General features: G+C 65.8%; 5 protein-coding genes. 1 reads left to right on the top strand and 4 read right to left on the bottom strand.

Features of this window, described 5'->3' with window-relative positions:
* The first annotated feature begins 137 nt into the window (after positions 1-137).
* On the top strand, positions 138-1,349 hold the full coding sequence (locus tag AC1DS3_RS36235) for a dipeptidase (protein WP_477129096.1): 1,212 nt from the start codon (positions 138-140) through the stop codon (positions 1,347-1,349).
* Between the two features lie 20 nt (positions 1,350-1,369).
* Here AC1DS3_RS36235 and AC1DS3_RS36230 read toward each other — a convergent pair whose 3' ends face one another.
* From AC1DS3_RS36230 to AC1DS3_RS36215, 4 genes are all read right to left on the bottom strand, one after another.
* Positions 1,370-2,233: an SURF1 family protein gene (locus AC1DS3_RS36230; protein ID WP_441636423.1), complete on the bottom strand. Its 864-nt coding sequence runs from the start codon at positions 2,231-2,233 to the stop codon at positions 1,370-1,372.
* Positions 2,230-2,637 carry a cytochrome o ubiquinol oxidase subunit IV gene (gene cyoD, locus AC1DS3_RS36225; protein ID WP_441636425.1) on the bottom strand — a complete coding sequence of 136 codons (408 nt, stop codon included), beginning with the start codon at positions 2,635-2,637 and terminating at the stop codon, positions 2,230-2,232. The genes AC1DS3_RS36230 and cyoD overlap by 4 nt, the downstream gene beginning before the upstream one ends.
* A complete protein-coding gene (gene cyoC, locus AC1DS3_RS36220) occupies positions 2,634-3,290 on the bottom strand; it encodes a cytochrome o ubiquinol oxidase subunit III (protein WP_441636427.1) in 657 nt (218 codons plus the stop codon). Before cyoC ends, cyoD begins: the two co-directional genes overlap by 4 nt.
* Positions 3,283-3,930: cbb3-type cytochrome c oxidase subunit I (locus AC1DS3_RS36215; RefSeq protein WP_477129095.1), on the bottom strand; the 648-nt coding region annotated here is incomplete at its 5' end. The genes AC1DS3_RS36215 and cyoC, both read right to left, overlap by 8 nt.

Below are 3,930 nucleotides of genomic sequence, written 5' to 3'. Positions count from 1 at the left end.
GTCCACGGTGTTGACGATGTGCAGGGAGCGGGCCCAGCCGTCCCGCACGCCCTTCGGTATGGAATGCCGTCCTACAAGCGCGCCTGGCGCGCTTTGCGCGCGATATCATAGTAGGTGCACAAACGCGTGGAGCGACGATGCAGATTGACTGGACGACGATCCGTCGGGGCGATGCCGATGCGCCGCCTGGACCGGCACCGGGCAGCATCAGCCGCCGCGCGTTCCTGGCGTCAGGCGCTGCACTGGCGCTAGCCGCCTGTGCACWGGGACGCTTTACCGGCGACACCCAGCCGCAGGGCTCGGCCGGCACAACGGCCGCTAAAGACGTTAGCGACGTTAACAATGTCAAAGACGTCTCCGCCTGGAAGCCCTCCTCCACCACGCTGACCATCGACATGCACAGCCATGCCGGCCGCGTGATCGTGTCGCGCGATCCCGCCATCGGCGCGGACCGGCCCTTTCTTCCACTGGCCGCGCCGATGCGCGCGGGCGGCGTGAACGTGATCTGCCTGGCAATCGTGACGGATACCATCGTCACGCGCGTGTCCGCCGATCGCACGCGCTTCGAAGCCTGGCGAACCCCTTCCGAAGGCGAGCTCTACGCGCTTGGCGTGGCCGAATTCGCCCGCGCGCACAAGCTGGTGGAGCGTGAGCAGATGCAAGTGGTGACCGACGCGGCTACGCTGGCCACACGGGGGCCGGCCGGGCCGTGCGTGATCATCGCGTCGGAAGGCGCGGACTTTCTGGAGGGCAGGCTGGATCGCGTGGACGAAGCGTACGGCATGCACCAGTTGCGGCACCTGCAGCTCACGCACTACCGCGTCAACGAGCTGGGCGACATCCAGACGGAGGCGCCGGTACACGGGGGCCTGACGGATTTCGGCGCGGATGTGGTGCGGCGCTGCAATGCATTGGGCATCGTCGTCGATGTCGCGCACGGCACCTATGACCTGGTCAAGCGCGCCGCCGCCATCGCCACCAAGCCACTGGTGATTTCGCACTCCGCGCTGGCGACGCGCCCCAGCCTGCGCAGCCGCCTGATCACACCCGACCACGCGCGCGTGATCGCGGGTACCGGTGGCGTGATCGGGGTCTGGCCCAGCGCGGGCACCTTCCGCGACCTGCCTGCGATGGCGCTAGGCATCAAGCGCATGGCCGACGTGGTTGGCGTGGATCATGTGGGCGTGGGAACCGACATGCTCGGCTTCATCTCGCCGCCGGTGTTCCGGACCTACGATCAGTTGCCCTCGCTGGCCGCCGCGCTGCTGGCGGCGGGCTTCACGCAAGAGGAAACGGGCAAGGTCCTCGGCGGCAATTACCGCCGGGTGTTCGAGGCGTCCGTGGGGTAGCGCGAGGGACCGACCTGCGCCTACGGCGTGCGCCGTCCCGCCTTGCCCTCGCCCTGTGTATCCTGTTTGTCCTGCGTATCCTGCGTATCCTGTGTATCGCCGCCCCGTGACCGGCGGTACGCCTCCCGCCCGGCATAGACGGCGCCGGCGGCAAACATCAGCGCCAGCGCAAACCAGGTGATCGCATAAACGAGGTGGTTGTTGTTGAACGTGATGACGGTCAGCCCGCCCACCGGCCAGGTGCGCTTGCTGGCGTCCCCGAGCGGCACGGCCGCGTCTGCATCGATGAAGTAAGGCGCCACGTTCCGCAGGCCACGCGCGGCGGCAATGGCCGGCACATCGCGCGCATACCAGCGCCCGGCCGCCGGATCGTTGGTGCGCAGAAACCCGTTACCGGGCTCGCTGAAGCGCAACAGGCCAGTGACGGTGGTCTCGCCGGTGGCGTCGCCCCCGCCGCGCTTGGCGCGCTCGCTCAGCTCAGGCGGCACAAAGCCGCGGTTGACCAGCACCACATTGCCATCTGCCGTGCGCAACGGCGTCACCACCCAGAAGCCGCCACCAAGCTCCGTGACGGCCTGCACCAGGGTCTCGCTGTCGTTCAGGAAGGTGCCGGTAAGACGCACGCGGCGGTACTCGTCGGCGGCCTTGGTAAGCCGCGGCCACTGATCGGCGCTGGGCGCGGCCGTGGCGGGAGCATGCACGCGCGCGTTCACGCGTTCGATGAGGTCCAGCTTCCACGCGCGGCGTTCGACTTGCCAGACGCCAAGCGAGAGCAGCCCGGCCACCGCCACGATGGCGAGCACGGCAAACGCCACAAGCGCGCCGGTGGCGCGCTTGCGGGAAGACGGGTTGGATTGGGCTACGCCCTGCTGCCGGGCCGTCAAGGCAGGTTCTTCATGTCGTGCATTGGCATCATGTTCTGGTCGAGATGGAACATTACCCAAAGCGAGCCGCTCAGCGCGATGACCACCAGCACGATCGTGAAGATCAACGCCAGCATGGTCCATCCGCCCTCGGATCTCGCATTCATATGCAGGAAATATATCATGTGGACGACGATCTGCACCGCGGCGCAGCCCAGCAGGAACAGCGCGGTGGTGCTGGATTTATCGAAAACCTTGGCCATCACCAGCCAGAACGGGATCGCCGTGAGGACCACCGCGAGCACGAAGCCCGTCATGTAGCCCTTGAAGGTGCTATGACTGACCTCGCCGCCGTGGCCGTGATCGTCATGGCCATGCCCGTGGCCATGGGGATCGTCTGCAAGGGCATTGTCATGCGCGTTCATGGCAGCACTCCCATCAGGTAGACGAAGGTAAACACACCGATCCAGACCACATCCAGAAAGTGCCAGAACATSGACAGGCACATCAGSCGRCGCTTGTTCTCCGGGATCAGCCCGTGCTGCCCCACCTGCACCATCAGCGTGATAAGCCAGACGATGCCGACCGTCACGTGCAGCCCGTGGGTGCCCACCAGCGTGAAGAACGAGGATAGAAAGGCGCTGCGCTGCGGCCCCGCGCCGTCGTGGACAAAGTGTGCGAACTCGTAGAGCTCCAGGCTGATAAAGGCCGCGCCCAGCAAGCCRGTGATGCCGAGCCAGATCAGGGTGGTGCGCACCTGCGCCTTCTGCATCTCCAGCACGGCAAAGCCGTAGGTGATCGACGACAGCAGCAGCATGGTGGTGTTCAGCGCCACGAGCGGCAGCTCGAACAGCTCGGCGCCCGTGGGGCCGCCGGCGTAGCGCCGCCCCACCACGCCGTACACGGCAAACAGGCTGGCGAAGATGAGGCAGTCGCTCATCAGGTACAGCCAGAAGCCGAGCAACGTGCCGTTCTGCGCATGCACCTCGCTGGTCGCGTAGAAACGCAGCTCGCTCTGGCGCGTGATGTCCGGCATGCGCACGTCGCCGGGGCCGTAGGAGGCGGTGGTATCAACCATGGGTGGCAAGCAGGCGCGTGCGCTCTGCCTCGGTGCGGACGACGTCGTCGGCCGGGATGTAGTAATCGCGCTTGTAGTTGAAGGTGTGGCCGATCGCCACGACCAGGATGGCAGCGAAGGACACGATCACAAGCAGCCACATGTGCCAGATCAAGGCGAAGCCGAGCACGGTGCTTAAGCCCGCCAGGATGATGCCCGCGCTAGTGTTCTTCGGCATGTGGATCGGAATAAAGCCCTGCTGTGGCCGCTGGTATTGGTGCTCTTTCATCTGCCACCACGCGTCGTTGTCATGAATGATCGGGGTAAAGGCAAAGTTGTACTGCGGTGGTGGCGAGGAGGTCGACCACTCCAGCGTGCGGCCGTCCCACGGATCGCCCGTGGTGTCGCGCAGGGCTTCGCGCCGGCGGTAGCTGACCACCAGCTGTATCAGGAAGCAGCCGATGCCTAGCGCGATCAGGAACGCGCCGAATGCCGCCAGCTGGAACCAGATCTGCAGGGACGCATCCTCGAAGTGGCTCATGCGGCGGGTCACACCCATCAGCCCGAGCACATAAAGCGGCATGAAGGCAACGTAGAAGCCAACCAGCCAGAACCAGAACGAGCACTTGCCCCAGAACGGATCCAGCCGGTAGCCGAAAGC

Source organism: Cupriavidus sp. 01L46, from assembly GCF_056399905.1.
This window is presented reverse-complemented; position numbering and strand designations above follow the sequence as displayed.